General features: G+C 68.7%; 27 protein-coding genes. 16 read left to right on the top strand and 11 right to left on the bottom strand.

The window, feature by feature from the left end:
- Positions 1–60: 60 nt before the first annotated feature.
- Entirely contained in the window at positions 61–549 is a 489-nt protein-coding gene (moaC, locus tag LGN17_RS30875; RefSeq protein WP_226200813.1) for a cyclic pyranopterin monophosphate synthase MoaC, read from the bottom strand.
- A gap of 274 nt (positions 550–823) precedes the next feature.
- On the opposite strand from moaC, the gene LGN17_RS30870 reads away from it, so the two are divergent.
- Complete coding sequence (locus LGN17_RS30870) at positions 824–2,518, top strand: M48 family metalloprotease (protein ID WP_226200812.1); 1,695 nt, start codon at positions 824–826, stop codon at positions 2,516–2,518.
- Between the two features lie 39 nt (positions 2,519–2,557).
- Here LGN17_RS30870 and LGN17_RS30865 read toward each other — a convergent pair whose 3' ends face one another.
- The 6 genes from LGN17_RS30865 to LGN17_RS30840 form a co-directional block, all read right to left on the bottom strand.
- Complete coding sequence (locus LGN17_RS30865; protein ID WP_226200811.1) at positions 2,558–3,145, bottom strand: DUF2946 family protein; 588 nt, start codon at positions 3,143–3,145, stop codon at positions 2,558–2,560.
- Complete coding sequence (locus LGN17_RS30860; RefSeq protein WP_175956473.1) at positions 3,138–4,175, bottom strand: hydrolase; 1,038 nt, start codon at positions 4,173–4,175, stop codon at positions 3,138–3,140. The genes LGN17_RS30865 and LGN17_RS30860 overlap by 8 nt, the downstream gene beginning before the upstream one ends.
- 34 nt (positions 4,176–4,209) lie before the next feature.
- Positions 4,210–4,656: a nuclear transport factor 2 family protein gene (locus LGN17_RS30855; protein WP_006749968.1), complete on the bottom strand. Its 447-nt coding sequence runs from the start codon at positions 4,654–4,656 to the stop codon at positions 4,210–4,212.
- 115 nt (positions 4,657–4,771) lie between these two features.
- A complete protein-coding gene (gene waaF, locus LGN17_RS30850; RefSeq protein WP_175970930.1) occupies positions 4,772–5,809 on the bottom strand; it encodes a lipopolysaccharide heptosyltransferase II in 1,038 nt (345 codons plus the stop codon).
- Positions 5,810–5,957: 148 nt separating this feature from the next.
- On the bottom strand, positions 5,958–6,152 hold the full coding sequence (locus LGN17_RS30845; RefSeq protein WP_006749970.1) for a zinc-finger domain-containing protein: 195 nt from the start codon (positions 6,150–6,152) through the stop codon (positions 5,958–5,960).
- Between the two features lie 50 nt (positions 6,153–6,202).
- Positions 6,203–7,126 (bottom strand): branched-chain amino acid transaminase, encoded by a 924-nt coding sequence (locus tag LGN17_RS30840; RefSeq protein WP_011353071.1) that lies wholly within the window; start codon positions 7,124–7,126, stop codon positions 6,203–6,205.
- A 193-nt stretch (positions 7,127–7,319) separates the two neighbouring features.
- On the opposite strand from LGN17_RS30840, the gene LGN17_RS30835 reads away from it, so the two are divergent.
- From LGN17_RS30835 to LGN17_RS30825, 3 genes are all read left to right on the top strand, one after another.
- Entirely contained in the window at positions 7,320–8,075 is a 756-nt protein-coding gene (locus tag LGN17_RS30835; RefSeq protein ID WP_175970931.1) for an AzlC family ABC transporter permease, read from the top strand.
- On the top strand, positions 8,072–8,395 hold the full coding sequence (locus LGN17_RS30830) for an AzlD domain-containing protein (RefSeq protein ID WP_226200810.1): 324 nt from the start codon (positions 8,072–8,074) through the stop codon (positions 8,393–8,395). Before LGN17_RS30835 ends, LGN17_RS30830 begins: the two co-directional genes overlap by 4 nt.
- A 279-nt stretch (positions 8,396–8,674) precedes the next feature.
- Entirely contained in the window at positions 8,675–9,871 is a 1,197-nt protein-coding gene (locus LGN17_RS30825) for a phosphoglycerate kinase (RefSeq protein ID WP_226200809.1), read from the top strand.
- A 157-nt stretch (positions 9,872–10,028) separates the two neighbouring features.
- Here the strand turns inward: LGN17_RS30825 and LGN17_RS36605 are convergent, their stop codons facing one another.
- The gene (locus tag LGN17_RS36605; protein ID WP_021164118.1) at positions 10,029–10,157 is read right to left on the bottom strand and encodes a hypothetical protein; all 129 of its coding nucleotides are present in this window, start codon (positions 10,155–10,157) and stop codon (positions 10,029–10,031) included.
- On the opposite strand from LGN17_RS36605, the gene pyk reads away from it, so the two are divergent.
- From pyk to LGN17_RS30795, 6 genes are all read left to right on the top strand, one after another.
- Positions 10,156–11,592, top strand: a complete 1,437-nt coding sequence (pyk, locus tag LGN17_RS30820; RefSeq protein ID WP_226200808.1) for a pyruvate kinase — start codon at positions 10,156–10,158, stop codon at positions 11,590–11,592. The two genes, LGN17_RS36605 and pyk, sit on opposite strands and share 2 nt — an antisense overlap.
- 308 nt (positions 11,593–11,900) lie before the next feature.
- The gene (fba, locus tag LGN17_RS30815) at positions 11,901–12,965 is read left to right on the top strand and encodes a class II fructose-bisphosphate aldolase (RefSeq protein ID WP_011353066.1); all 1,065 of its coding nucleotides are present in this window, start codon (positions 11,901–11,903) and stop codon (positions 12,963–12,965) included.
- 233 nt (positions 12,966–13,198) lie between these two features.
- On the top strand, positions 13,199–14,089 hold the full coding sequence (locus tag LGN17_RS30810) for a phosphoribosylaminoimidazolesuccinocarboxamide synthase (protein WP_175956483.1): 891 nt from the start codon (positions 13,199–13,201) through the stop codon (positions 14,087–14,089).
- A 16-nt stretch (positions 14,090–14,105) separates the two neighbouring features.
- Positions 14,106–14,627: a 5-(carboxyamino)imidazole ribonucleotide mutase gene (purE, locus tag LGN17_RS30805; RefSeq protein WP_039360624.1), complete on the top strand. Its 522-nt coding sequence runs from the start codon at positions 14,106–14,108 to the stop codon at positions 14,625–14,627.
- An 80-nt stretch (positions 14,628–14,707) separates the two neighbouring features.
- Positions 14,708–15,904: a 5-(carboxyamino)imidazole ribonucleotide synthase gene (locus LGN17_RS30800; RefSeq protein WP_226200807.1), complete on the top strand. Its 1,197-nt coding sequence runs from the start codon at positions 14,708–14,710 to the stop codon at positions 15,902–15,904.
- An 8-nt stretch (positions 15,905–15,912) separates the two neighbouring features.
- Positions 15,913–16,941: an L-threonylcarbamoyladenylate synthase gene (locus LGN17_RS30795; protein ID WP_011353063.1), complete on the top strand. Its 1,029-nt coding sequence runs from the start codon at positions 15,913–15,915 to the stop codon at positions 16,939–16,941.
- 81 nt (positions 16,942–17,022) lie between these two features.
- Here the strand turns inward: LGN17_RS30795 and LGN17_RS30790 are convergent, their stop codons facing one another.
- The 3 genes from LGN17_RS30790 to dacB form a co-directional block, all read right to left on the bottom strand.
- The gene (locus LGN17_RS30790) at positions 17,023–18,162 is read right to left on the bottom strand and encodes an SGNH/GDSL hydrolase family protein (protein ID WP_226200806.1); all 1,140 of its coding nucleotides are present in this window, start codon (positions 18,160–18,162) and stop codon (positions 17,023–17,025) included.
- Positions 18,163–18,257: 95 nt separating this feature from the next.
- Positions 18,258–19,172, bottom strand: a complete 915-nt coding sequence (locus tag LGN17_RS30785) for a sterol desaturase family protein (RefSeq protein WP_226200805.1) — start codon at positions 19,170–19,172, stop codon at positions 18,258–18,260.
- Between the two features lie 393 nt (positions 19,173–19,565).
- Positions 19,566–21,092 carry a D-alanyl-D-alanine carboxypeptidase/D-alanyl-D-alanine-endopeptidase gene (gene dacB, locus LGN17_RS30780; RefSeq protein WP_226200804.1) on the bottom strand — a complete coding sequence of 509 codons (1,527 nt, stop codon included), beginning with the start codon at positions 21,090–21,092 and terminating at the stop codon, positions 19,566–19,568.
- On the opposite strand from dacB, the gene LGN17_RS30775 reads away from it, so the two are divergent.
- The 6 genes from LGN17_RS30775 to LGN17_RS30750 all read left to right on the top strand — a co-directional run bounded on the left by LGN17_RS30775 (position 21,091) and on the right by LGN17_RS30750 (position 25,922).
- Positions 21,091–21,312, top strand: coding sequence for a hypothetical protein (locus tag LGN17_RS30775; protein ID WP_226200803.1), 222 nt, complete (start codon positions 21,091–21,093; stop codon positions 21,310–21,312). The two genes, dacB and LGN17_RS30775, sit on opposite strands and share 2 nt — an antisense overlap.
- The gene (locus LGN17_RS30770; RefSeq protein WP_226200802.1) at positions 21,279–21,941 is read left to right on the top strand and encodes a response regulator; all 663 of its coding nucleotides are present in this window, start codon (positions 21,279–21,281) and stop codon (positions 21,939–21,941) included. Before LGN17_RS30775 ends, LGN17_RS30770 begins: the two co-directional genes overlap by 34 nt.
- A 3-nt stretch (positions 21,942–21,944) precedes the next feature.
- The gene (locus LGN17_RS30765) at positions 21,945–23,291 is read left to right on the top strand and encodes an ATP-binding protein (protein ID WP_175956499.1); all 1,347 of its coding nucleotides are present in this window, start codon (positions 21,945–21,947) and stop codon (positions 23,289–23,291) included.
- 111 nt (positions 23,292–23,402) lie between these two features.
- Positions 23,403–24,887, top strand: a complete 1,485-nt coding sequence (locus LGN17_RS30760) for a DegQ family serine endoprotease (RefSeq protein ID WP_175956501.1) — start codon at positions 23,403–23,405, stop codon at positions 24,885–24,887.
- 105 nt (positions 24,888–24,992) lie between these two features.
- Positions 24,993–25,430 (top strand): carboxypeptidase-like regulatory domain-containing protein, encoded by a 438-nt coding sequence (locus LGN17_RS30755; protein ID WP_226200801.1) that lies wholly within the window; start codon positions 24,993–24,995, stop codon positions 25,428–25,430.
- A gap of 132 nt (positions 25,431–25,562) precedes the next feature.
- Entirely contained in the window at positions 25,563–25,922 is a 360-nt protein-coding gene (locus LGN17_RS30750) for a DUF427 domain-containing protein (protein WP_175956505.1), read from the top strand.
- The last annotated feature ends 12 nt before the right edge of the window (positions 25,923–25,934 follow it).

The raw sequence follows: 25,934 nt of genomic DNA, 5'->3' as shown, positions 1-25,934 counted from the left end.
CGAACGGGGCATCGCTACGGCCGACGATGCCCCGTGAATGGCTGCTGTTGCTGCTGGCGCTTAACCCGCCGCGTCGTCCGCCTTCCAGTCCCCCGACTTCCCGCCGCGCTTCTCGCGCACGCTCACGTCGGTGATCACCATCCCGCGATCGACGGCTTTGCACATGTCGTAGACGGTCAGCAGCCCGACCTGCACGGCGGTCAGCGCTTCCATCTCGACGCCGGTCCGGCCGAACGTCTCGACCTGCACGACGCAGTGGACGCCCGGCAGCGCGTCGTCGAGTTCGAACTCGACGGCCACGCGCGTCAGCGCGAGCGGGTGGCACAGCGGGATCAGGTCGGCCGTGCGCTTGGCGCCCTGGATGGCCGCGATGCGCGCGACGCCGAGCACGTCGCCTTTCTTGGCCTTGCCGTCGCGAATCAGTGCGAACGTGGCCGGCAACATCCGGATCGTGCCGCGCGCGATCGCGATGCGCTGGGTTTCCTGCTTGCCGCCGACGTCGACCATGTGCGCATGGCCGGCGGCATCGAAATGGGTGAGTCCTGACATGTCATGCTCCAGTGGAACGGCGTGCTCGCGCGAGCACGTCCCGCGGTCCTGCTTCGCGATCAGGCAGGGCGCCGTATCCCCTCTCCGCACCCCGATCCGATCCAACGTTTCAACGGGCGCCTATCATAGCAGCGGCATTCGCGGCGCCGGGTACGCAGATGGCGCGTATGCCGCACGGGACAGTCGCGATGCCGCCGGTACAATGACCCGAATGTTCAGACCAAACGCCGCGAAGCGCGCCCGGCGCGCGGGACGGCGTCGTTTTCATCCTGCCATGCGTGTCAAACAGTTGCTTGCCGTGTCGCTGTCGGTGGCGCTCGCATTGCCGCCGAGCAGCCACGCGCAGAGCGCGTCCGCGCCGCCGCTCGAATCGGCGGCCGGCGGCGCCCGGTCGATTTCCACCGTGCCATCCGGTATCGCGGCCGGCGTGTTCGGCACCTACGGCGGCGCGGAGAGCCGATTTTCGGACGCAGGCGGCGCGTCGGCGCCGGCCGCGAGCCTGCGTGCGCCGCTTCGCTCGCTCGAGCTGCCCGACCTTGGCGACGGTTCCGGCGGTTCGCTGACGCCGCAGGCCGAGCGCCGGCTCGGCGAGCGTGTGATGCGTGAAGTGCGGCGCGATCCCGACTATCTCGACGACTGGCTCGTACGCGACTACCTGAACGCGATGGCGGCGCGGCTCGCGGCCGCGGCGGCCGCGCGCTTCATCGGCGGCTACACGCCGGACTTCGACCTGTTCCCGGTTCGCGATCCGCAGATCAACGCGTTCTCGATGCCGGGCGGTTTCATCGGGATCAACAGCGGGCTCGTCGTCACGACGCAGACGGAATCGGAGCTCGCGTCGGTGGTCGGCCACGAGATGGGGCACGTGCTGCAGCGGCACATCGCGCGGATGATCGGTGCGAACGAGAAGACCGGCTATACGGCGCTCGCGACGATGCTGCTCGGCGTGCTGGCCGGCGTGCTCGCGAGAAGCGGCGACCTCGGCAGCGCGATCGCTTTGGGCGGGCAGGCGTATGCGGTGGACAACCAGCTGCGCTTTTCGCGCTCGGCCGAGCGCGAGGCCGATCGCGTCGGCTTCCAGCTGCTCGCGGGCGCGGGCTATGACCCGTACGGGATGCCGGGCTTCTTCGAGCGGCTCGACCGCGCGTCAATGGGCGATGCGGGCGTGCCGGCCTATGCGCGCACGCACCCGCTGACCGGCGAGCGGATCGCCGACATGGAGGATCGCGCGCGCCGCGCGCCGTACCGTCAGCCGCGCCAGTCGGCCGAATACGGGTTCGTGCGCGCGCGACTGCGCGTCCTGCAGAACCGCGCGCCGACCGATATCGCGGCCGAGGCGCGGAGGATGCAATTCGAGATCGACGATCGCACCGCGCCGAACGTCGCGGCGAACTGGTACGGCATCGCGCTCGCGAAGGCGCTGCTCGGCGAGTACGACGCGGCCGGCAACGCGCTCGCGTCGGCGCGCACCGCGTTCGACGCGCGCGAGCGGCGCGTGGACGATCCGGCGACGAGTTCGCCGAGCCTCGACGTGCTGGCCGCCGATATCGCGCGCCGCGCGGGGCGGGCTGACGACGCGGTGCGACTTGCGGCACTCGCGCAGCGGCGCTGGCCGGCATCGCACGCCGCGATCGCCGCGCATCTTCAGGCGCTGATCGCGGCACGCCGGTTCGCCGAAGCGCAGGCGCAGGCACGCGCGCAGGCGAAGGCCGATCCCGAGCAGCCGGACTGGTGGGACTATCTTGCGAAGGCGAGCGACGGCAAGGGCGACCTGCCGGCGCGCCGCCGCGCGCTCGCGGAGAAGCTCGCGCTCGACGGCGCGTGGCCGTCGGCGATTCGCCAGCTGAAGGAAGCGCGCGACGCGAAGGACGTGTCGTTTTACGAGCAGTCGATGATCGGCGCGCGGCTGCTGGAATTCGAAGCGCGCTACAAGGAAGAGCGCGAAGACGAGAAGAACGGCCGCGGGTAGCGGCCGGCGTGCGGTAAAGGCGGGCGGAGCCGCTGCGGGTCAGTTGCCGCCGCGGATCGCGTCGCGAGCCTGTTGCGCCGGGCTTGCGATGTAGCCGAATCGCGTGGGCACATCGGCGCAGACGATGCTGCCGAGCGGCACGGTGCGGCCGTCGCGCCAGCGCAGCACCGGCGGTGCGGCATCGAAATCCGCGTGATCGGCGAACAGCCCGAGATCGTGGTCGTGCAGCGCCGCGATGCGCGGCGGCGTGCCCGCCGCGCGAAACAGCACGCCACCCGCGTCGTCGAGCCATGCTTCGTCCGGTTCGAGCGGCGCGCCGGTCTGGTCGGTGAGCGTGAGTTGCCCGTCGCGCTCGGCGAGCCGGACCACCCACGGCGTATAGGCGAGCTCGACGTACACGCGCTGCGGCCCGTTCTGGAAGAACCACTGGCCGTGCGCGTCGCATTCATAGTTGCGGCCGATGAACGCGTTCAGCGCCGCATGCCGGATCGGCGAGCCGAGTTCGCCGGCCGCCTGCGCGGCGTCATCGCGCAGCCGCCATTCGCCGCGCCGGTCGAGCAGCAGCCAGCCGGTACAGTGCGGCACGTCTGGCCATTTGGCGAGGGCCTGCCTGACGATGTCATCCATGGTCGACGAATTTGGAGCAATAGCCGAACACCCGCGCCGACAGCCAGTCGAGGCGGCCGGGGAACGGCCCGGTCATGAATCCCGCATGCCCGCCCGCCGCGGGCTGGTCGAGCTCGACGGCCGGCGATACGTCGGCCGGGCCCGGCAGCGCCGATTCAGGCAGGAACGGGTCGTTGCGGGCGTTGAGAATCAGCGTCGGCACGTCGATCGCGGGCAGCAGCGGCCGTGTCGTCGCCTTGGTCCAGTAGTCGTCCGCATCCGCGAAACCGTGCAGCGGCGCGGTCACGACCTCGTCGAAGTCGCGCATCGTCACGGCCTGCAGCATGGCTTCGCGGTCGAACAACCCAGGGTACTGGTCGAGCTTCGCGAGCGCCTTGCGCTTGAGCGTCTTCAGGAAGCTGCGGGTGTAGACCATCGCAAAGCCTTGCGACAGCGCGCGCCCGCCGGCGTGCACGTCGATCGGCGTCGAGATCGCGGCGGCCGCCCGCAGGATCGACGTGTCGCTGCGATGCTCGCCGAGCCAGCGCAGCAGCACGTTGCCGCCGAGCGACACGCCGGCCGCGACCAGCGGCCCGCGATGCTGCGCGGCAAGCCGGCGCAGGATCCAGTCGACCTCGGCGCTGTCGGCGAGATGGTAGAAGCGCGGCTGGCGGTTGATCTCGCCGCTGCAACTGCGGAAGTGCGGCACGACGGCGTGCCAGCCCTTCGCGCGCGCGGCGGCCATCATCGCGAGTGCGTAGTGCGAGCCGGAGCTGCCTTCGAGGCCGTGGAACAGCACGAACAGCGGCGCGTCGGGCTGCGGCGCGGCGCTGTCGAGATGCGCGACCCAGTCGAGATCGATGAAGTCGTGGTCGGGGGTTTCCCATCGCTCTCGTCGGTAAGCGACGACGGGGCGCCGCGCGAACAGCGCGGGCACGATGGTTTGCGCATGGCTGTTCGGCAGCCAGCGTGGTGCGCGATAGCGCAGGTTGTCGTCGTCGGGGGCCGGAGCCCCGGTCAGCGGCGATGTGGGCGGAGAAGCCGTACTCATGATCGCCCCGCGGATGCGTTGCTTCGTCTTTTCGTCAGTGCAGCGGACCCTGCCCATGACGGATCTTCGCGGCGAATTGTCCGGCCGCTTGTTCGGGAATCGGGCTCGCGTGAATATGCGCGATGCGCCACTCGCCGCGTTCGTGAATCATCACGTACGTGGCAAAAACCATGTCGGGTTCGGCCGTCAGGTCGGCCTGCTGATGCGCTTCGGCGATCGTATAGACGACCGTGCCGAGGCTGTCGTACACGCGGATGTCGAGCGGCTCGATCGTCACGGGGCGCGTGGCGAGCCGGTTGGCGAGCCCGCTGCGGATCTGGTCGAGGCCGTGCAGATGCTCGCCGTCCGCCCATACGCAGCTGGCGAAATCCTCGTCGATCCACAATCCCAGCAGCGCGTCGAGATTGGCATCGGCGACGGCCTGGTAGTAGGCGTTCAGCGTATCGGCGGCGGCTTCGAAGAGGCGGGCAAAACGTGGCATCGGGGTTATCTCTCGCGCGCGTCGCGCGCCGTATTCAGCACGGCGGCCCGGATGGAGCCGCCGTACACCGGTGAATCGGATTGCCCGGCGCGTCGTGCGACGCTGCCGGCCAGGGTCAGCGCTGCCCGACGAGCATGCCGCGCAAATCGCCGAATACCTGCTCGGGACCGAGTTCGCGCAGGCACTTCAGGTGGCCGAGCGGGCACTCGCGTTCGAAGCAGGGACTGCATTCGAGATGAAGCCATTGTACCTTCGCCAGGTCCGACAGCGGAGGGGTGTGGCGCGGATCGGTCGATCCGTACAGCGCGACGAGCGGCCGGCGTAGCGCGGCGGCAACGTGCATCAGCCCGGAATCGTTGGTGACCACCGCGTTCGCGCGCGCGATCAGCGCGCACGCCTCCGACAGCGAAGTCTGTCCGCACAGGTTGCGCACGTTCGGCGCGTGGTCGGCGATCGCCTGTGCCGCGGCGGCGTCCTTCTGCGAGCCGAGCGCGACGATCTGCGTGTACGGGAACGACTGATGGACGATGGTGGCGAGCGTCGCGAAGTGCTCGGGCGGCCAGCGCTTGGCCGGGCCGTACTCTGCGCCGGGGCAGAACACGACGAGCGGCTTGCGTGTATCGAGATTGAAACGCGCGGACACGCGCGCCGTCTCGTTCAGGTCGGCGTCGAGGCGCGGCGCGGGCAGCGTCTTCATCGATTCGGGCAGCTTCGCGCCCGGCGCGTACGCGAGCGCCGCGTAGTGAGCCGTCATCGGTGGCCGCTCGCCCGACTTGTCGGGGTTCGCGTGCCGCACGTTGAGCAGCCCGTAGCGGTGCTCGCCCGTGTAGCCGACCCGCAGCGGGATATTCGCGAGCCACGGGATCACCGCGGATTTCAGCGAATTCGGCAGCACGTACGCGGCGTCGTAGCCGACGTCGCGCAGGTCGCTCGCGAGCTGCCAGCGGCGCAGCAGCTGCAGCTTGCCGTGCGCGAGATCGGTCGCGTAGACATCGTGGATCTCGGGCATCCGTTCGAGCACGGGCGCGACCCACGAGGGCGCGACGGCATCGATCGCGATGCGGGGATGGTTTTTCTTCAGCAGCGCAAAAAGCGGCTGCGCCATCAATGCGTCACCGATCCAGTTCGGTGCGATAACCAGCGCTCGACGCATCAGGTCGACTTCCGATGTCGTAATGAAGCACGGCGCTCAGGCGCCGCGTTCGGGTTGCCAGAATGGAGAAGGGCGGCGCGCCGGCAATCCGGCTGCGCCGCCTTGCGGGTCGGCGGTCCTGCAAACCTGCAGGCCCGGCCGCCGGGGCTCAGTGGCCCTTGACGACCTCGCCGTCGCGCAGCTTGTAGCGCGTGCCGCAGTACGGGCAGCGTGCCTCGCCGTGCGAGACGTCGATGAAGACGCGCGGGTGAGCGCTCCAGCGCGCCATGGCCGGGTTCGGGCAGTACGCGGGCAGATCCTTGGCCGTCAGCTCGACCAGCGGCATTTCCTTGATTTCACTCATGAGACTTTCTCTTATCACTCTTTTGTGGGGCGGTCGGTGGCGCGGCGCGCTCAGACCTTCGTCAGCCAGTGCGCGTACTTCGCGTTCTTGCCCGACACGATATCGAAAAACGCCGACTGGAGCTTTTCCGTGACGGGGCCGCGCGCGCCGCTGCCGATCGTGCGGTTGTCGAGCTCGCGGATCGGCGTGACTTCGGCGGCCGTGCCGGTGAAGAACGCTTCGTCGGCCGTGTAGACCTCGTCACGCGTGATGCGCTTCTCGATCACCTCGATGCCGGCGTCCTTCGCGAGCGTGATGACGGTATCGCGCGTGATGCCATCGAGGCACGACGACAGGTCGGGCGTGTACAGCTTGCCGTTGTTCACCAGGAAGAAGTTCTCACCGGAGCCTTCCGACACATAGCCGTCGACGTCGAGCAGCAGCGCTTCGTCGTAGCCGTCGGCCGTCGCTTCCTGGTTCGCCAGGATCGAGTTCACGTACCAGCCCGACGCCTTCGCGCGCACCATCGACACGTTCACGTGGTGGCGCGTGAACGACGACGTCTTCACGCGGATGCCCTTCGCGAGGCCTTCCTCGCCGAGGTACGCGCCCCACGGCCATGCGGCGATCGCGACGTGGATCGTGTTGCCCTTCGCGGCCACGCCGAGCTTTTCCGAGCCGACCCAGATGATCGGGCGCAGGTAGCACGACTCAAGCTTGTTCTCGCGCACGACTTCGAGCTGCGCGGCTTCGAGCGTTTCCCGGTCGAACGGCACGTCCATCTGGAAGATCTTCGCCGAATTCAGCAGACGTTTCGTGTGCTCGTACAGGCGGAAGATCGCGGTGCTGCCGTCGGCCGACTTGTACGCGCGCACGCCCTCGAAGACGCCCATGCCGTAGTGCAGCGTGTGGGTCAGGACGTGGATCTTGGCGTCGCGCCAGTCGATCAGCTTGCCGTCCATCCAGATCTTGCCGTCGCGGTCGGCCATTGACATAGATTTCTCCTGGGATGCGGTTGTATGCAGCGTTGAGCCGGAAAGACGCTCATTTTAGCGTCATTTGAAGGCGATCCGGTCGGTCGGCGCGGGGCCGGCGCTATAATCGCCCGGTACCGATTCCAATAACGACGGGTCGTACCGGCAGGAGGCGCCGGCGTCCCGACGAACCGCCCGCTGCGGCCCGCTTCCCATGCTCGCTCGATTGTCCGCCACCGACCGCTTCGCGCTGATCCAGGGCGCGCGCGACTATTCCCCGACGTTGATGGCGATTTTCTCGTGGGGGCTCGTCACCGGCATCGCGATGAGCAAGTCGGTGATGACCCTCGGGCAGGCGAGCGCGATGTCGCTGCTGGTCTACGCGGGCTCGTCGCAGCTCGCGGTGCTGCCGCTCCTCGCGGCGAAGCTGCCGATCTGGACCATCCTGCTCACGGCCGCGATGGTCAACACGCGCTTCGTGATCTTCAGCGCCGGGCTTGCTCCCCATTTTTCCTACCTGCCGCTGTGGCGGCGCCTCGCGATCGGCTATTTCAACGGCGACGTGATCTACCTGCTGTTCCAGAAACAGGGCTTCGCGTACGGCCACGTGCCCGGCAAGGAGGCGTATTTCTGGGGGATGGCGCTCGCGAGCTGGCTGTCGTGGCAGGTGTCGTCGCTCGCCGGCATCCTGCTCGCGAGCGTCTTTCCCGCGAGCTGGGGGCTGGAGCTGGCCGGCACGCTCGCGCTGATTCCGATCATGGTGTCGGCGGTCGCGAACCGCTCGACGCTCGCGGCCGTCGCGGTCGCCGGTGTCGTGTCGCTCGTCGCGTTCGACCTGCCGTACCGGCTCGCGCTGCCGCTCGCGGTGCTCGCCGCGCTCGCGGCCGGCTGCACGGCCGATTTCTTCGTCGAGCGGGCCGACTGGCGGCGCATCCGCACCGAAACCGTGCACGAGAAGGAGATCGAATGAGCGCGACGGAAATCTGGATCGTCATCATCGGGATGACGATCGTCACGGCCGTCACGCGCGCGCTGTTCCTGATCGGCGGCGAACGCACCGTGCTGCCCGAGCGCGTGCAGCGCGCGCTGCGCTACGCGCCGGCCGCGGCACTGGTCGCCGTCGTGTTGCCCGACGTGCTCGAAACACCGGCCGGGCTGTCGTTCGCGCTGTCCAACCATCCGTTCTACGCGGCGCTCGCGGGCCTCGGCTGGTTCTTGTGGCAGCGCAGCATGCTCGGCACGATCGTCGTCGGGATGCTCGTGTTCACCGCGCTGCGCCTGATTTTCTGATGGGCCGCCGTTCCGGCCCGTCGGGTACCGGCCGCTCGTGCGGATGCATTGCTGCGTTGCGGCGATGTGTCCGTTCCCGCGCGCGATCCCAAATAGGCGGAATTCGCCGCCCGCGGGTCAGTCTACCGGGTGGATCGGCTAGAATGCCCGTTCGAGATTTTTTACCCGTGCGCGTCATGCGAACCGCCAGCCACGGCCGCATCCGGCGCCCTTTCGCGGCAGCCCGCGCACGTCCAGCGTGAACCCCCTTTCCCCATCCACTACTTCAATCTGTTCAACATGAGCCAAGTCAAGCGTCTTACCGACCTGATCGCCGCCGGCCAGCTCGCCGGCAAGCGGGTGTTCATCCGCGCCGACCTGAACGTCCCGCAGGACGACCAGGGCAACATCACCGAAGACACGCGCGTGCGTGCGTCCGTGCCGGCCATCCAGGCGGCGCTCGACGCTGGCGCGGCCGTGATGGTCACTTCGCACCTCGGTCGTCCGACCGAAGGCGAATTCAAGCCGGAAGACTCGCTCGCGCCGGTCGCGGCGCGTCTCGCCGAGCTGCTCGGCCGCGACGTGCCGCTCGTCTCGAACTGGGTCGAGAACGGCGTGAACGTCGCGCCGGGCCAGGTCGTGCTGCTCGAGAACTGCCGCGTGAACAAGGGCGAGAAGAAGAATTCGGACGAGCTCGCGCAGAAGATGGCGAAGCTCTGCGACGTGTACGTGAACGACGCGTTCGGCACCGCGCACCGCGCGGAAGCGACCACGCACGGCATCGCGAAGTACGCGCCGGTCGCGTGCGCGGGCCCGCTGCTGGCCGCCGAACTCGACGCGCTCGGCAAGGCGCTCGGCAACCCGGCACGCCCGCTGGTGGCGATCGTCGCCGGCTCGAAGGTGTCGACCAAGCTCACGATCTTGAAGTCGCTGGCCGGCAAGGTCGACCAGCTGATCGTCGGCGGCGGCATCGCGAACACCTTCATGCTCGCGGCCGGCCTGTCGATCGGCAAGTCGCTCGCGGAAGCCGACCTGGTCAACGAGGCGAAGGCGATCATCGACGAAGCGCGCGAGCGCGGCGCATCGGTGCCGATCCCGACCGACGTCGTGACGGCCAAGGAATTCTCGCCGACGGCCGCGGCCACGGTGAAGCAGGTCGCCGACATCGAAGCGGACGACATGATCCTCGACATCGGTCCCGATACGGCCAAGGCGCTCGCGAGCCAGCTCGAGAAGGCCGGCACGATCGTGTGGAACGGCCCGGTCGGCGTGTTCGAGTTCGACCAGTTCGGCAACGGCACCAAGACGCTCGCGGAAGCGATCGCCAAATCGTCCGCGTTCTCGATCGCGGGCGGCGGCGACACGCTCGCGGCCATCGCGAAGTACGGCATCCATGACCAGGTCAGCTACATCTCGACGGGCGGCGGCGCCTTCCTCGAGTTCCTCGAGGGGAAGAAGCTGCCGGCGGTGGAAGTGCTGGAAACGCGGGCGGCCTGAGCGTGGCGGCGCGCGCAGGGGTGACGAAGGCCGCGCGCTCCGCGAAAGCGGAGCAGCCGGCCGGCGCGGGCAAGCGCAAACGCGCGCCCGCGCGGGCGAACACCGCCCCGCGCGCACCGGCGGCCGCCGGCGACGCGGCCGAGCAGCACCACGAGATTCAGAACAAAGCGATGCCGGGCGCAAGCACCGGCACGCCCCCCGGAACGGCCGCCGCTGGGCCTGCCGCTTCCGGCTCTCGCAGCGTTTCACCCAGCGCATCCACCTTGATCCAGATGAGGAGTTTCATGCAGCGCGCCACCAAGATAGTCGCCACGATCGGCCCGGCTTCCAGTTCGCCGGAGATTCTGCTGCAGATGATGCAGGCGGGCCTCGACGTCGTGCGGCTCAATTTTTCGCACGGCACCGCCGACGATCACCGCCAGCGCGCCGAGATGGTGCGCGAGGCCGCCCGCAAGGTCGGCCGCGAGATCGCGATCATGGCCGACCTCCAGGGCCCGAAGATTCGCGTCGGCAAGTTCGAGAACGGCAAGACGACGCTCGAGCCGGGCCAGTCCTTCATCCTCGACGCGGGCTGCGAGCTTGGCAACGACGAGCGCGTCGGCCTCGACTACAAGGAACTGCCCCGTGACCTGCGCACGGGCGACCTGCTGCTGCTGAACGACGGCCTGATCGTGCTGACCGTCGAGCGCGTGCTCGGCGACGAGATCCACACGATCGTCAAGGTGGGCGGCGAGCTGTCGAACAACAAGGGCATCAACCGCCAGGGCGGCGGCCTGTCGGCCCCCGCGCTGACCGCGAAGGACATGGAGGACATCCGCACCGCGATGTCGCTCGGTGCGGATCTGGTGGCGGTGTCGTTCCCGAAGAACGCGACCGACATGGAAATGGCGCGCCAGCTCGCGAATATCGCGGGCGCGCCGTACGGCATCAAGCCGAAGATGATCGCGAAGATCGAGCGTGCGGAAGCGATTCCGGCGCTGCAGAGCATTCTCGACGCATCCGACGGCATCATGGTCGCGCGCGGCGACCTCGCGGTGGAAGTGGGCAACGCGGCCGTGCCGGCGCTGCAGAAGCGGATGATCCGGATGGCGCGCGAGTCGAACAAGCTCGTGATCACCGCGACGCAGATGATGGAATCGATGATCTACGCACCGGTGCCGACGCGGGCGGAAGTGTCGGACGTCGCGAACGCGGTGCTCGACGGCACCGACGCGGTGATGCTGTCGGCCGAGACGGCTGCCGGCAAGTACCCGGTCGTCACGATCGAGACGATGGCGGCCGTGTGCGTCGAGGCGGAAAAGTCCGAAGAGGTCGAGCTGGACAAGGATTTCCTCGACCGCACGTTCACGCGGATCGACCAGTCGATCGCGATGGGCGCGCTGTTCACCGCGTATCACCTGGGCGCGAAAGCGATCGTCGCGCTGACCGAATCGGGCGCGACCGCGCTGTGGATGTCGCGTCACTACACGCACGTGCCGATCTTCGCGCTGACGCCGCGCGTCGGCAGCGAGCGCACGATGGCGCTGTACCGGAACGTGACGCCGCTGCACGTCGACTTCAACAGCGACCGCGACTCGGCACTGCAGGCGGCGCTCGAGATCGTCGTCAAGCAGGGCTACGTGCAGCACGGCGACATGGTCGTGCTGACCGTCGGCGAGCCGATGGGGCAGGCGGGCGGCACCAACACGCTGAAGATCGTGCGGGTCGGCGAGCACTATTGAGCGCCGACTGAGCATCTGGCCGGCCTGCGGGCCGGCCCGATCGGCTGAGGAATCGATCCGACACCGTTTTTCACGCGAAAGCCGCGTGGGGTCCGAAGCCCCACGCGGCTTTTTTTCTCTTTTTTGCCCGCATTGTGCCGTGCCAACGTAACAAATTGCGAGTCGGCGCCACCGGGCGGTCGGAATCGGAGGCGCTTCGCGATAAAATGCGGCTATTCGACGCTCAGCCGCGCCGCGCCACCCCGGTTCGACCGGGAGCGCCGCGCCGGCGTCAGGGCGCACCGGTTTTCATTCCAAGGAGTTCCACAATGCCTCTCGTATCAATGCGTCAATTGCTGGACCACGCGGCAGAGCACGGTTACGGCCTGCCGGCCTTCAACGTGAACAACCTGGAGCAGGTCCAGGCGATCATGGCGGCGGCGGACCAGGTCGGCGCGCCCGTGATCATGCAGGCATCGGCCGGCGCGCGTAAGTACGCGGGCGAGCCGTTCCTGCGCCACCTGATCGAAGCAGCCGTCGAGTCGTACCCGCACATCCCGGTCGTGATGCACCAGGATCACGGCCAGTCGCCGGCAGTCTGCATGGCCGCGATCCGCAGCGGCTTCACCAGCGTGATGATGGACGGCTCGCTGGAAGCCGACGGCAAGACGGTCGCGTCGTACGAGTACAACGTCGACGTGTCGCGCAAGGTCGTCGAGATGGCGCACTCGATTGGCGTGACGGTCGAAGCCGAACTCGGCGTGCTCGGCTCGCTCGAGACGATGAAGGGCGACAAGGAAGACGGTCACGGCGCGGAAGGCACGATGACCCGCGAGCAGCTGCTGACCGATCCGGAGCAGGCCGCCGACTTCGTCAAGCTCACGCAGTGCGATGCGCTCGCGATCGCGATCGGCACGTCGCACGGCGCGTACAAGTTCTCGAAGAAACCGACGGGCGACATCCTGTCGATCCAGCGCATCAAGGAAATCCACGCGCGCATCCCGAACACCCACCTCGTGATGCACGGTTCGTCGTCGGTGCCGCAGGAACTGCTGGCCGAGATCCGCGAATTCGGCGGCGACATGAAGGAAACCTACGGCGTGCCGGTCGAGGAAATCCAGGAAGGCATCAAGCACGGCGTGCGCAAGATCAACATCGACACCGACCTGCGTCTCGCGATCACCGGTGCGATCCGCCGCTACCTGTTCGAGAACCCGGGCAAGTTCGATCCGCGCGACTACCTGAAGCCCGCGCGCGAAGCGGCGAAGCAGGTCTGCGTCGACCGCTACCTCGCGTTCGGCTGCGAAGGCCAGGCCGGCAAGATCAAGCCGGTGTCGCTCGACAAGATCGCCGAGCAGTACAAGTCCGGCGCGCTCGCACAGGTCGTGCGCTGAGACTGTAGTACGATTGCCGCGCCCGATGCTGGCATCGGGCAACGGCAAGGCCGCCCGGCCGGGTCTGATCCGGCCCCGGGCAGCCGCTCCGTCCGGCCGAACGAGGGCCGGCCGGCAACCGCCCGGGCGCCGTCGCCCGGCCGGTTCGCCGACGTATTGCAAGACCGCCGTTCCCGCCTGCCGCGGGGAACGGCGTTTCCCTTTTGGTTTGGCTCCTTATCTGCGAAAAGACGATGTCTACCCTCTACGAATCCACGCTCCGCTCGCTGCCGCTCCTCGGCCGCGGCAAGGTCCGCGATAACTACGCGGTCGGCAACGACAAGCTTCTGATCGTCACGACCGATCGCCTGTCGGCATTCGACGTGGTGATGGGCGAGCCGATTCCGAACAAGGGCCGCGTGCTGAACCAGATGGCGAACTTCTGGTTCGACAAGCTCGCGCACATCGTGCCGAACCACCTGACGGGCGACGCGCCGGAAGCCGTCGTCGCGGCCGACGAGGTCGAGCAGGTGAAGGGCCGCGGCGTGGTCGTCAAGCGCCTCGAGCCGATCATGATCGAAGCGGTCGTGCGCGGCTACCTGGCCGGCAGCGGCTGGAAGGAATACCAGGCGTCGGGCGCCGTGTGCGGCGTGCCGCTGCCGGCAGGCCTGCAGAACGCGCAGAAGCTTCCCGAGCCGATCTTCACGCCGGCCGCGAAGGCCGAGATGGGCGAGCACGACGAGAACATCACGTTCGAGGAAACCGAGCGCCGCATCGGCACCGAGCTGGCCGCGACGATCCGCGACATCTCGATCAAGCTGTACAAGGAAGCGGCCGACTACGCGGCAACGCGCGGCATTATCATCGCCGACACGAAGTTCGAATTCGGCCTCGACAACCACGGCAAGCTGTACCTGATGGACGAAGTGTTGACGGCCGACTCGTCACGCTTCTGGCCGGCTGACCAGTACGAAGTCGGCACGAACCCGCCGTCGTTCGACAAGCAGTTCGTGCGCGACTGGCTCGAGGCGCAGCCGTGGGGCAAGACGGCGCCGGCGCCGGCGCTGCCGGCCGACGTCGTCGAGAAGACGGCCGCGAAGTACCAGGAAGCGCTCGAGCGCATCACGGGCCAGGCGCTCGCCTGATCGGGGAACGGAACACATGAGCGAAGTTCAGACTGCCCACACGCACAGCGCGCCGCTCGTCGGCGTGCTGATGGGTTCGAGTTCCGACTGGGACGTGATGAAGCACGCGGTTGCCATCCTGCAGGAATTCGGCGTGCCGTACGAAGCGAAGGTCGTGTCCGCGCACCGGATGCCCGACGAGATGTTCGACTATGCCGAGAAGGCGCGCGAGCGCGGGCTGCGCGCGATCATCGCGGGCGCCGGCGGCGCCGCGCACCTGCCCGGCATGCTGGCCGCGAAAACCACGGTGCCGGTGCTCGGCGTGCCGGTCGCGAGCAAGTACCTGAAGGGTGTCGATTCGCTGCACTCGATCGTGCAGATGCCGAAGGGCGTGCCGGTCGCGACGTTCGCGATCGGCGAGGCCGGCGCTGCGAACGCCGCGCTGTTCGCGGTGTCGATCCTGTCCGGCAACTCGGTCGACTATGCGAACCGGCTTGCCGCGTTCCGCGTGCGTCAGAACGAAGCCGCGCACGCGATGGTGCTGCCGCCGCTGGAATGACGGCGCACCGGCGGCCGCGCGTCGCGGCCGCCTGACCTCCCCACTGCGGCGGGCAGCGCCCGCCGCGACCGACCACTGACATGACCGCAACTCCTGATTCCGTTTCCCCGATCCTGCCCGGCGCGTGGCTTGGCATGGTCGGCGGCGGCCAGCTCGGCCGCATGTTCTGCTTTGCCGCCCAGTCGATGGGCTATCGCGTCGCCGTGCTCGATCCCGATCCGGCGAGCCCCGCCGGCGCGGTCGCCGACCGCCACCTGCGCGCGGCCTACGACGACGAAGCCGCGCTCGCCGAGCTGGCCGACCTGTGCGACGCGGTGTCGACGGAGTTCGAGAACGTGCCGGCCGCGAGCCTCGATTTCCTCGCGCGCACGACGTTCGTCGCGCCGGCCGGCCGCTGCGTCGCGATCGCACAGGACCGGATCGCGGAGAAGCGCTTCATCGAAGCGTCGGGCGTGCCCGTCGCGCCGCACGTCGTGATCGAATCGCCGGCGGCACTCGCCGCGCTCGACGATGCCGCGCTCGACGCGGTGCTGCCGGGCATCCTGAAGACCGCGCGGCTCGGCTATGACGGCAAGGGCCAGGTGCGTGTGAGCACCGCGCAGGAAGCGCGCGACGCGCATGCGGCGCTGAACGGCGTGCCGTGCGTGCTCGAGAAGCGCCTGCCGCTGAAATACGAAGTGTCGGCGCTGATCGCGCGCGGCGCGGACGGCCGCTCGGCCGCGTTCCCGCTCGCGCAGAACGTGCATCACAACGGCATCCTCGCGCTGACGGTCGTGCCCGCGCCGGCCGCCGATGCCGCGCGCGTCGAAGAGGCGCAGCGGGCCGCCGTGCGGATTGCCGATACGCTCGACTACGTCGGCGTGCTGTGCGTCGAATTCTTCGTGCTGGAAGACGGTTCGTTCGTCGCGAACGAGATGGCGCCGCGCCCGCACAACTCCGGCCACTACACGGTCGATGCGTGCGCAACGAGCCAGTTCGAGCAGCAGGTGCGCGCCATGACGCGCATGCCGCTCGGCAACCCGCGCCAGCATTCGCCGGCCGCGATGCTGAACATCCTCGGCGACGTGTGGTTCCCGAACGGGGCCGCGGCCGATGCCGTCACGCCGCCATGGGACACGGTCGCGGCGATGCCCGCCGCGCACCTGCACCTGTACGGCAAGGAAGACGCGCGCGTCGGCCGCAAGATGGGTCACGTGAACTTCACGGCTGAAACGCGCGACGAAGCCGTTGCCGCGGCCACCGCGTGCGCGCAGCTGCTGCGCGTGCCGCTCGACTGAGCCGGCCGATGTCCATCGATCTTCCGAACTCGGTGACGGCCGCGCAGATCGACGCGGCCGCCGCGCTGCTCGATGCGGGTCAGCTCGTCGCCTTTCCGACCGAAACCGTCTACGGGCTTGGCGGTGACGCGGCGAATCCCGAGGCCGTCGCGCGCATCTACGCGGCGAAGGGGCGCCCCGCGAATCATCCGGTGATCGTGCACCTGCCGCCGGGCGGCGATCCCGGTTACTGGGCCGACGATCTGCCGGCCGACGCGCAGGCGTTGATCGATGCGTTCTGGCCGGGCCCGCTGACGCTGATCCTGAAGCGTCATGCGCGCATTCCGGACGCCGTGAGCGGCGGCCAGGATTCGGTCGGGCTGCGCTGCCCGTCGCATCCGGTCGCGCAGGCGCTGCTGGCCGCGTTCAGCGCGCGGCGCGGCGGGCATGGCGGCGTGGCCGCACCGTCCGCGAACCGGTTCGGCCATGTGAGCCCGACCACCGCGCAGCACGTACGCGACGAATTCGGCGACACCGTACACGTGCTTGACGGCGGCGCATCGGAAGTCGGCATCGAATCGACGATTCTCGACCTGTCGCGCGGCTTTCCGGCGCTGCTGCGTCCGGGCCACGTGACGCCGCAGCAGATCGCCGACGTGCTCGGTCGCGCCCCGCGGCTGCCGGACGGCAGCGACGCGACCGCGCCGCGTGCGTCGGGTACGCTGAAAGCGCATTACGCGCCGCGCACGCCGCTCGCGCTGCTGCCGTTCGACGCGCTCGAGCCGCTGCTCGCGGCCGCGCAGACCGACGGCGAGCGTGTCGCGCTCGTCGCACGCGCGTCGCGCGCGGGACGCTGGGCGCAGGCCGACGGCGTGCATTTCGTCGCGGCGCCGGAAGATCCGCAGGCGTATGCGCGCGACCTGTACGGGATGCTGCGTGCGCTCGACCGCGCGCAGGTTGCGCGGATTCTCGTCGAGAAGCTGCCCGAGACCGTCGAATGGATCGCGGTCAACGATCGCCTCGGCCGCGCGGCGGCCGCGTTCGAAGCCCGCGATTGACGCCAATCCCGGCACTGGAATGAAAAAACGCCCGACCGGCAATCCGGTCGGGCGTTTTCGTTTCGGCGTGTGGCCGGCTGCTTACTTGCCGACGCCGGACTTCGCGATCTGCTGTTCGACGTACTGCGCAAACAGGGCATGCAGGTGCGTCGTCGGGTGGACCGTGTCGGCGAACATGTAGGTCTGGTCCGCGTTCGCGACCGTGTAGGTCTGCGGCGAGCAGAACAGCGACGAGCCGAATGCGGTTGCGTCCGCGACGCCGTACTGCGTGGCGGCCTGGACCATCGCCTTCAGGTTGCAGGCGGTGTCGGTGTTCGACACGCTGAAGCCGTTCGCCTGGTAGTTGGCCGCGATGCCGTCCTGCCACGTGAACGAATCGACCACCGCGTACTTCGTCGTGTCGACCTTCAGCGCGGCGAGCGTGCCGACGAGCGTCTGGTTGAACAGCCCCGACAGTTGCGTGAACGCGGCTTGCGTGCCGCCCTGCAGCGCGAGCGGCGTGCCGCCGATGTCCGGCACGTTCGCGACGAACACGTGCGTTGCGCCAGCCGCGACGATCTGCTGGACGATCCCGCCGAGCTGCTGCGCGGCCAGGCCGATCGCCTGCGCTGCCGCGAGCTGGGCGGCCGGCGTGTTGCCTTGCGCCTGCGCGACTTGCGCCTGGTAGAAGATGTCGTTCGCGCCGCCGTTGATCAGCACGATCTGGCCGGCGTTGAAGCTGCCGTGCTGCGACAGGTACTGCTTGACCTGGTCGGCGATCGGCGTCGTGGTCGCCTGCGCGTAGTCGGCGTTCGGCACGCTGGCGTCCGCGTGGCCGATGCCCGGCTGTTGCGTCACGCGCGAGCCGCCCTGGGCGTAGCCGAGGCCGCCGGTGGCCTGCAGCGGAATGCCGAAGCCGCCCTGGTTCGCGGGTTGCAGCGTGTCGCCGTAGTACTGCGCGACGTCCTGCGTCCACACCTGGCCCGGGTTGGTCGTGAATCGGCCGCCGCCGAAGCCGAGCTTGATCTGCGAGTAGGTGCCGGCGTCGGACAGGCTGTCGCCGAACGACACGATCTGCATTTTTACGCCCGACGGTGGCGTGTTCGATGCGCTGCTGCCGTTGTTGTCGTCACCGCCGCCGCATGCGGCGAGCAGCGCGAGCGCGGCGCCGGCGATCGCGACTTGCGCGGTGCGCAGCATGCGCCGACGGGTGCGGGCGGGTGCGTGTTGTTGTGTCTGCATCGTTCGATCTCCTCGTAGATATGGCCTGATGTGTTTCTCATCTGCCGCATGCCTGCTCGGTTCCGGGCTGCGCGGCGGCCGTTGGCTGAAACGGTTTATTGGTCTCGCGCAGCCGCAAGCGGCACGGTGCGCGGATCGGGGTTCGCGGCCTCGGCAACCTGCGCATGATAAGCGCTCGCCCATTCGGGCGGGCCGAAAATCGCGCGCAGCTTGTTGCGCCAGCCGTCGACGCGCAACGCGTCGCCGGCCATCGATATCCACTCGTGGAACGTCGCGACGAGCGGGTTGTTCGAGTCGAGCCGCTCGACGATCCCGTACTGCGGCGGATCGTCGGGCGTTTCCTCGACATAGCTGCCGAACAGGCGATCCCAGATCACAAGGACGCCTGCGTAATTGCGGTCGATGTAGCGCGGGTTGCGCGCATGGTGTGCGCGGTGGATCGACGGCGTGTTCAGCACGTATTCGAGCCAGCCGAGCTTGCCGATCGCCTGCGTGTGCACGAAGAACTGGAACGCGAGGTTGATCAGCACGATGCCGACGACCTGTTGCGGCGGAAAGCCTGCGAACGCGAGCGGCAGCCAGAACACCCACATCCCCGCGACCGGGTACATCAGGCTCTGGCGGAACGCGGTCGAGAAATTCATCCGTTCGGACGAGTGGTGCACGACGTGCGCGGCCCACAGCCAGCGCACCCGATGGCTTGCGCGATGGAATACGTAGTAGAGGAAATCCTGCGCGACGAACAGCACCGCGAACGACAGCCAGCCGTCGTGCCACGTGAACAGGCGATAGTGCTGGTAGCAGTACGCATAGACGGGGATCACGAACAGCCACGCGATCTTGTCGGCGCCCTGGTGCATCAGCGCGAGCGCCGCGTTGCACAGCGTGTCGCGCCACGCATAGACAGGGTCCTGCGCACGAGTGCGGGCGAGGTGCCAGGCCTCCCACGCGATGCAGAGCAGGAAGACGGGCGCCAGCGCGAGCAGAAGCAATTCGACGTCGAATCGCATGGGCGTGTCTCCTTCTTTCCCCTGCAAGCCTTGAGGCCGGGCGTATGGCCCGTTGTAGATATCGGTCAGGCCAACAGCCTACGCAATCGCCACGCGCTAGGCGAGGGGGGAGCGTAGAGGGTTCCCTCTGAGGACAGGGTTTTTACGGAAGCCGCGCGGCACGGGGCCGGGCGGTATGGCCCTGTTTTGCGGGCGCGGATGGTGCGCAGTGCGTCGCGCGCCGGAGGCGGCTACCGTTTCAAACCGGGGAGGGCTGAGTTCGGTGTGCAGGCGCGCGGGCAGGTCGTCCCGGCGGCCCGCCAGGTCGACCCGTTGTGCGGGTGCGTCCCGACGCCGAGGCGAGCCGACGCGCGCCGGCAGCAGGCCCGCCGTGTGTCGCGGCGCGCGGAAACGTCAGTGGGCGCCTGCGTAGATCCACTCGAGCAGCGAGTCGTGCGCGGCGCGCGCGCCTTCCGCGTGATCGTTGTTGATGAAGCTCACGACGACGTAGCTCTGGCCGTCCGCACCGGCGACGTAGCCGGCGATCGCACGCACGTCGCGCAGCGTACCAGTCTTGATGTGCGCGTTGCCGAGCACGCCGGCGTTGGTGAGGCGGTTCTTCATCGTACCGTCGATGCCGGCGATCGGCAGCGAATCGATGAAGGCCTGCGCGACGGGGCTCGCGTTCGCGGCCTGCAGCAGCGCGGCGAGTGACAGCGCGCTCACATGCTCTTCGCGCGACAGTCCCGAGCCGTTTTCGAGCACGAGGTCGGGCATCGCGATGCCGTTCTTCTGCAGGAACGCCTGGATCACGCGGCTCGACTGCTCGGGCGTCGCGGGCGGCTTGCCGCTGACCGCGCCGATCGTCAGGAACAGGTTGCGCGCCATCACGTTGTTGCTGAACTTGTTGATGTCGTAGACGATGCTGCCGAGCACCGGGCTGTGATGCACGGCGAGGGGCCGCGCGGCGGCCGGCACCTTGCCTTCGCTCACCGGCCCCGCGATCGTGCCGCCGTCCTGCTGCCACAGCGCGAGAAAGCCGCGCGCGAAGAACGTCGTGTGATCGAGGATCGCGAGGTTGGTCGTGTGCGCGCCGCAACGCAGCGGGTAGTCGCCGGCGAACGAGGCGGTCATGATCCCGCTGCCGGCGGTCAGCGTCGGACGCGCGGCCGCGGCGGCCGCGCTGCACGAGCCGGTGCCTTCGACCAGCTGGTTGTCGATCGACAGGTCCGCGAGCGGCGGCAGCACGTCGACGGCCACCTTGCCGTCGTCGCCCGGCGTGACGGTGAACGACACGGCCTTGAACGCGTACAGAAGCGGATCGGGGCCGACGTTGTACGGCGCGCTCGCGTCGTCGTCGAACGACGGGAGATCGCGCGTCGATGCCGCGAAGTAGCTCTTGTCGAGCACCAGGCCGCCGCTCACGCGCTTGACGCCGGCCTTGCGCAGCTTGTCGACGAGGTCGATCAGCTCTTCGGGCACGAGCTTCGGATCGCCGGTGCCCTTGATGTACAGGTTGCCCTGCAGCGTGCCGTCGGGATCGATCGTGCCGTCCGTGTAGGCGGTCGTGCGCCAGCGGTAGTCGGGGCCGAGGATCGACAGGCCCGAGAAGGTCGTCACGAGCTTCATCGTCGAGGCGGGCAGCATCGGCCGGCTCGCATTCCACGCGATCAGCGGTTCCGGATCGCCGACGCGCTCGACGACGACGCTCATCGCCGACGCCGGCACCTTCGCGCGCTGCAGCGCGACGAGCACGGACGCCGGCAGGCCGGCCGCGCGTGCGGCGGGCGACACGACGGTCGTCTTGTGCGCTTCCTTGTGGGATTTCTTGCGGGCCTGCGCGGCAGGCGCGAAGGCGAGGGCCGTGCAGGTGGCGACGATGGCGGCTACCCGCAGGCAGGCGCGGGGGGCGAACCGGGTGGAAAGATCGGAAATCGGCATGAGCGAATACGGGAGAAGCACGACGTTCGGGCAGGGCGCGCGCGGCGCCAAAGCGCACATTGTAGAGACAAGTCCGGACAGCCTCCTTGCAATCCGCCTTTCTGTTGCATTGCACGGTGCCGCGCATGCGATTCGCGGCGCTACAATGGTCGGCGTGTTTGACTTGCCCCATGGATGCCTGTCCCGATGCGGATTCTGCTTGTCGAAGATGATCGAATGATTGCCGAAGGCGTGCGCAAGGCGCTGCGCTCGGACGGCTTTGCGGTCGACTGGGTTCAGGACGGCGACGCCGCCCTGACGGCGCTCGGCGGCGAGGCGTACGACCTGCTGCTGCTCGATCTCGGCCTGCCGAAGCGCGACGGCATCGACGTGCTGCGCACGCTGCGCGCACGCGGGCTGGCGCTGCCGGTGCTGATCGTCACCGCGCGCGACGCGGTGGCCGATCGCGTGAAGGGGCTCGACGCGGGCGCCGACGACTACCTCGTCAAGCCGTTCGACCTCGATGAACTGGGCGCGCGGATGCGCGCGCTGATCCGCCGTCAGGCCGGGCGCAGCGAATCGCTGATCCGCCATGGCACGCTGACGCTCGATCCCGCTTCGCACCAGGTAACGCTCGACGGCGTGCCCGTCGCGTTGTCCGCGCGCGAGTTCGCGCTGCTCGAGGCGCTGCTCGCACGGCCCGGCGCGGTGCTGTCGAAGAGTCAGCTCGAAGAGAAGATGTACGGCTGGGGCGAGGAGATCGGCAGCAACACGGTCGAGGTCTACATCCACGCGCTGCGCAAGAAGCTCGGCTCGGACCTGATCCGCAACGTGCGCGGGCTCGGCTACATGGTCGTCAAGGAAAGCTGACGCGTGAGGTCGATTCGTCATCAATTGCTGATCTGGCTGCTCGCGATCGTCGTCGCGGGCGTGGGCATCGCGGGCTGGCTCATCTACCGGCAGGCGCTCGCCGAGGCGAACGAACTGTTCGACTACCAGCTGCAGGAAATCGCGGCGGCCCTGCCGTCCGAGCCGTTCTCGCAGGTGTTCGGTTCGCGCACCAACGGCGACGAAGGCATCGTGATCCAGATATGGAACCGCAACGGCGTGCTGATGTACTTCTCGCATCCGCGTGCGCCGATCGCGCCGCGCGCGGAGCTCGGCTTCTCGACCGAGCGCACCGATCGCGGCGAATGGCGCGTGTACGGCGCGATCGTCGGCGACAACGTCGTGCAGCTCGCGCAGCCGCTGTCGGTGCGTAACCGGCTCGCGGCGAACGTCGCGCTGCGCACGCTGTGGCCGCTGATCGTGCTGCTGCCGTTCCTCGGCGCGGCCGTGTGGGTGATCGTCGGGCGCGGGCTCGCACCGCTCGGCCGCGTGACGCGCGCGGTCGAGGCACGCCGGCCGGAAGCGCTCGATCCGCTCCCCGATGCGCGCCTGCCGCTCGAGGTGCAGCCGCTCGTACGGGCGCTGAACGGGCTGCTCGCGAGGCTGTCGGCCGCGCTCGACACGCAGAAGGCCTTCGTGGCCGACGCCGCGCACGAACTGCGCACGCCGCTCGCGGCCGTGCAGATTCAGGCGCAGCTCGTCGCCCGTGCGAAGGACGACGCATCGCGCCGCGAGGCGGTCGCGGATCTCCAGGACGGCGTGTCGCGTGCGACGCGCCTCACGGAGCAACTGCTCGCGCTCGCACGCGCCGAACCGGATGGCGCGACGATGCGCGAGCCGGTCGACCTGCAGGCGCTGCTCGCCGAATGCGTGGCCGCGCTGGCGCCGCTCGCGCAGCGGCGCGACATCGATCTCGGTTTCGAGGAGACGCGCGCGGCGAGCGTCGTCGCGGACGTCGGCGCGCTGCGCGTGATGTTCGGCAACCTGCTCGACAACGCGGTGAAGTACACGCCGGACGGCGGCCGCATCGACGTGTCGCTGACCCGCGACGCGGCCGGTCGCGCATGCGTGCAGATCGGCGACAGCGGGCCCGGCATTCCGGCCGACGAGCGCGAGCGCGTGTTCGACCGCTTCTACCGCGACAGCTCCGCGCGGGCGCGCACCGACGTGTCGGGCAGCGGGCTCGGGCTCGCGATCGTCAAGCGCGTGGCAGCGCAGCAGGGCGCGACGGTGTCGCTCGGCGACGCGGCCGCGGGCGGCCTGCTCGTCAGCGTCGTGTTCCGCGATGCCGAGATGCCGGCCGAGGCGCCGCAGCCGTCCGAATCCGTGTGAAGAACGCCGCCGGGCGGGCGCCGGCGGCCGCTTAAGCCCCGCTTAAGGCTGATTAAGCCTCCTTTAAGTCAGGGTCGTTACGCTGCGTTCTAACAAAGAGGAGGTCCTACGATGAACACCCGATTCCTTGCGCGCGGCGCCGTCGCGGTCGCCGTGGCGGCCGCCCTGTCCGCCGGCTACGTCGCCGGCACGCGCCGCGCCGATCCGCAGATCATCACGCCCGCGCAGGCAGCCGCGCTGATGCCGGCCGAAGCGGCCGCCAAGACCGGCATCCCCGATTTCTCGGGGCTCGTCGAGACCTACGGCCCGGCGGTCGTGAACATCAGCGCGAAGCACGTCGTGAAGCAAGTGTCGCGGCGCGTACCGCAGCCGCAACTGCCGATCGACCCGAGCGATCCGTTCTACCAGTTCTTCAAGCATTTCTACGGCCAGGTGCCGGGCATGGGCGGCGACGCGCAGCCGGACGACCAGCCGAGCGCGAGCCTCGGTTCCGGGTTCGTCATCAGCTCCGACGGGTACATCCTCACCAATGCGCACGTGATCGACGGCGCGAACGTCGTCACGGTCAAGCTGACCGACAAGCGCGAATACAAGGCGAAGGTCGTCGGCTCGGACAAGCAGTCCGACGTCGCCGTGCTGAAGATCGACGCGAGCGGCCTGCCGACCGTGAAGATCGGCGACCCGGCGCAGAGCAAGGTCGGCCAGTGGGTCGTCGCGATCGGTTCGCCGTACGGCTTCGACAACACGGTCACGTCGGGCATCATCAGCGCGAAGTCGCGCGCGCTGCCGGACGAGAACTACACGCCGTTCATCCAGACCGACGTGCCGGTGAACCCCGGCAACTCGGGCGGCCCGCTGTTCAACCTGCAAGGCGAGGTGATCGGCATCAACTCGATGATCTACTCGCAGACGGGCGGCTTCCAGGGCCTGTCGTTCGCGATCCCGATCAACGAGGCGATCAAGGTGAAGGACGAACTCGTGAAGACGGGCCACGTGAGCCGCGGTCGTCTCGGCGTCGCCGTGCAGGGGCTGAACCAGACGCTCGCGAGCTCGTTCGGACTGCAGAAGCCGGACGGCGCGCTCGTCAGCTCGGTCGATCCGAACGGCCCGGCCGCGAAGGCCGGCCTGCAGCCGGGTGACGTCATCCTGTCGGTCAACGGCTCGCCGGTCGCCGATTCGACGTCGCTGCCCGCGCAGATCGCGAACCTGAAGCCGGGTTCGAAGGCCGACCTGCAGATCTGGCGCGACAAGTCGAAGAAGTCGATCAGCGTGACGCTCGGCGCGATGGCCGATGCGAAGCTCGCGTCGAATGACGGCGGCCCCGTCGAGCAGGGGCGCCTGGGCGTCGCGGTGCGTCCGCTGTCGCCGCAGGAGCGCAGCGCCGACAACCTGTCGCACGGCCTGATCGTGCAGCAGGCCGGCGGGCCGGCCGCCAACGCGGGCATCCAGCCCGGTGACGTGATCCTCGCGGTCAACGGCCGCCCGGTCACGAGCCCCGAGCAGTTGCGTGACGCGGTCAAGAGCGCGGGCAACAGTCTTGCTCTGCTGATCCAGCGCGATAATGCACAGATCTTCGTGCCGGTCGACCTGAGCTGACCGGCCACGGCCGACGGCCGGCCAGGCCGGCCGCGGCGGGCGCCGCCGCCGTTCCGAATGGGCGACGCGGCGCCCTGTATGTGTTCCGACCCCAAGGAGAGAGCCATGCAATATCTACGCAACGTGTCCCGAATTGCCGTCGCCGCGGCGCTGGCCGCCGGCCTCGCAGCCGGGGCGACCGGCGCGTACGCGCAGTCGGACGGCTTGCCCGCCGCGCGCCAGCAGGGCGACGTCACCTTCGTGTCCGGCGGCGTCGGACAGGACGAATCGACGGCGTTCCAGCGCAACGAGTCGAGTTGGCCGCTGGCGCTGCGGTTCACCGGCAAGGGCGGCGAGTTCCTGGCCGACGTCCATGTGCGGATCGTCGACGGCAAGGGTACCGAAGTGCTGAAGACCGACGCGCGCGGGCCATACATGCTCGTGAAGGTGCCGCCGGGCCGCTATACGGTGCATGCGTCGTATCAGGGCAACGAAGAATCCCGCGCCGTCACGGTCGGCGCGAAGGGCGGTGCGAAAACCGCATTCCAGTGGAGCGCGCAGTAGCCCGCCGCGCGCGGCCCCGATCGGGGTCGCGCATTCGGCTGCGGTTTCGCCCATAATGAAAGCCACGGCACCCGTGCCGTGGCTTTTTCGTTTCCTGAGCCTGGCTTGGCCTGACCGCCCCAAGGAGAAACGATGTCCGACGCAGCCGACCCTCGTCTCGAAATCGTGCCGAACCGCCATCGCGTTCGCGTTATCCATCGTGGCATCACGTACGCCGATTCGCACGGCGCGCTGACCGTGCGCGAAACGGGCCTGCCGGACACCCACTACCTGCCGCGCGGCGACGTCAACATGCGCCGGCTTGTGAAATCAGGCGTCACGTCGGCCTGCCCGCTTAGGGGCGAGGCCGTGCACTTCGACTTGCAGACCGAAGACGGCGTGATCGAGAACGCCGCATGGAGTTACGAGGAACCGAAGGAGGCCGCGCTGGCGCTCGCGCACTACGTGGCCTTCGACGCCGCACGGATCGACAGTCTCGTCGAGACGTCCTGATGCGGCGCGTGT

Source organism: Burkholderia sp. AU30280, from assembly GCF_020420125.1.
In the GTDB taxonomy this organism is placed as follows: Bacteria; Pseudomonadota; Gammaproteobacteria; order Burkholderiales; family Burkholderiaceae; genus Burkholderia.
Note: the sequence above shows the minus strand (reverse complement) of the source record. Positions and strands in the feature narration are given on the sequence as shown.

Coding starts and splice junctions, on each gene's coding strand:
- LGN17_RS30835 (WP_175970931.1), top strand. CDS start 7,320: ATGCTCGCTCGATTGTCCGCCACCGACCGCTTCGCGCTGATCCAGGGC.
- LGN17_RS30860 (WP_175956473.1), bottom strand. CDS start 4,175: ATGAGTACGGCTTCTCCGCCCACATCGCCGCTGACCGGGGCTCCGGCC.
- pyk (WP_226200808.1), top strand. CDS start 10,156: ATGCAGCGCGCCACCAAGATAGTCGCCACGATCGGCCCGGCTTCCAGT.
- LGN17_RS30870 (WP_226200812.1), top strand. CDS start 824: ATGCGTGTCAAACAGTTGCTTGCCGTGTCGCTGTCGGTGGCGCTCGCA.
- LGN17_RS30790 (WP_226200806.1), bottom strand. CDS start 18,162: ATGCAGACACAACAACACGCACCCGCCCGCACCCGTCGGCGCATGCTG.
- LGN17_RS30840 (WP_011353071.1), bottom strand. CDS start 7,126: ATGTCAATGGCCGACCGCGACGGCAAGATCTGGATGGACGGCAAGCTG.
- fba (WP_011353066.1), top strand. CDS start 11,901: ATGCCTCTCGTATCAATGCGTCAATTGCTGGACCACGCGGCAGAGCAC.
- LGN17_RS30770 (WP_226200802.1), top strand. CDS start 21,279: ATGCGGATTCTGCTTGTCGAAGATGATCGAATGATTGCCGAAGGCGTG.
- LGN17_RS30825 (WP_226200809.1), top strand. CDS start 8,675: ATGAGCCAAGTCAAGCGTCTTACCGACCTGATCGCCGCCGGCCAGCTC.
- LGN17_RS30800 (WP_226200807.1), top strand. CDS start 14,708: ATGACCGCAACTCCTGATTCCGTTTCCCCGATCCTGCCCGGCGCGTGG.
- purE (WP_039360624.1), top strand. CDS start 14,106: ATGAGCGAAGTTCAGACTGCCCACACGCACAGCGCGCCGCTCGTCGGC.
- LGN17_RS30810 (WP_175956483.1), top strand. CDS start 13,199: ATGTCTACCCTCTACGAATCCACGCTCCGCTCGCTGCCGCTCCTCGGC.
- LGN17_RS30755 (WP_226200801.1), top strand. CDS start 24,993: ATGCAATATCTACGCAACGTGTCCCGAATTGCCGTCGCCGCGGCGCTG.
- LGN17_RS30865 (WP_226200811.1), bottom strand. CDS start 3,145: ATGGATGACATCGTCAGGCAGGCCCTCGCCAAATGGCCAGACGTGCCG.
- LGN17_RS30855 (WP_006749968.1), bottom strand. CDS start 4,656: ATGCCACGTTTTGCCCGCCTCTTCGAAGCCGCCGCCGATACGCTGAAC.
- LGN17_RS30775 (WP_226200803.1), top strand. CDS start 21,091: ATGAGCGAATACGGGAGAAGCACGACGTTCGGGCAGGGCGCGCGCGGC.
- LGN17_RS30760 (WP_175956501.1), top strand. CDS start 23,403: ATGAACACCCGATTCCTTGCGCGCGGCGCCGTCGCGGTCGCCGTGGCG.
- LGN17_RS30785 (WP_226200805.1), bottom strand. CDS start 19,172: ATGCGATTCGACGTCGAATTGCTTCTGCTCGCGCTGGCGCCCGTCTTC.
- dacB (WP_226200804.1), bottom strand. CDS start 21,092: ATGCCGATTTCCGATCTTTCCACCCGGTTCGCCCCCCGCGCCTGCCTG.
- LGN17_RS30750 (WP_175956505.1), top strand. CDS start 25,563: ATGTCCGACGCAGCCGACCCTCGTCTCGAAATCGTGCCGAACCGCCAT.
- LGN17_RS30795 (WP_011353063.1), top strand. CDS start 15,913: ATGTCCATCGATCTTCCGAACTCGGTGACGGCCGCGCAGATCGACGCG.
- LGN17_RS30845 (WP_006749970.1), bottom strand. CDS start 6,152: ATGAGTGAAATCAAGGAAATGCCGCTGGTCGAGCTGACGGCCAAGGAT.
- LGN17_RS30830 (WP_226200810.1), top strand. CDS start 8,072: ATGAGCGCGACGGAAATCTGGATCGTCATCATCGGGATGACGATCGTC.
- moaC (WP_226200813.1), bottom strand. CDS start 549: ATGTCAGGACTCACCCATTTCGATGCCGCCGGCCATGCGCACATGGTC.
- LGN17_RS36605 (WP_021164118.1), bottom strand. CDS start 10,157: ATGAAACTCCTCATCTGGATCAAGGTGGATGCGCTGGGTGAAACGCTG.
- waaF (WP_175970930.1), bottom strand. CDS start 5,809: ATGCGTCGAGCGCTGGTTATCGCACCGAACTGGATCGGTGACGCATTG.